We start from the raw sequence: 509 nt of genomic DNA on the forward strand, positions 1-509 counted from the left end.
CGCATCCCCCTGTCGTACGCCCAGCGCAGGCTGTGGTTCATCGACACGCTCGAAGGGCCCAGCGCCTCGTACAACATCCCCCTCGTCCTCAGGCCGGCGGAACCCCTCGACGCCGTCGCCCTGGCCGAGGCCCTCACCGACCTCTCCGACCGGCACGAGGTGCTGCGCACCCGCTACCGGAGCATCGACGGCGAACCCCACCAGGAGATCCTGCCCGCCGTCCGGCCCCCGCTCGACGTGCGGTCCGTACCCGCCGGGCGGCTCCAGGCCGCCGTCGCCGAAGCCGCCGGACACGTCTTCGACCTGGCCGAGGAGACGCCCCTGCGGGCCACCCTCGTCACCCCCGACGACGGCGGCGGACAGGTCCTCGTCCTGCTCGTCCACCACATCGCCGCCGACGGCTGGTCCACCGGCCCCCTCCTCGCCGACCTCGGCACCGCCTACCGAGCCCGCGCCGAGGACCGGGCCCCCAGCTGGCGGCCGCTGCCCGTCCAGTACGCCGACTACAC

Annotated in this window: 1 protein-coding gene; it reads left to right on the forward strand. The window is 74.7% G+C overall.

Translation table 11 applies throughout. From position 1 onward, the window contains the following. A partial coding sequence (locus CCN56_RS29075) for a condensation domain-containing protein (protein ID WP_256962220.1) occupies positions 1–509 on the forward strand: 509 nt, incomplete at both ends.

The organism is Streptomyces sp. NRRL B-24572 (genome assembly GCF_002156145.1).
In the GTDB taxonomy this organism is placed as follows: Bacteria; Actinomycetota; Actinomycetes; order Streptomycetales; family Streptomycetaceae; genus Streptomyces; species Streptomyces vietnamensis.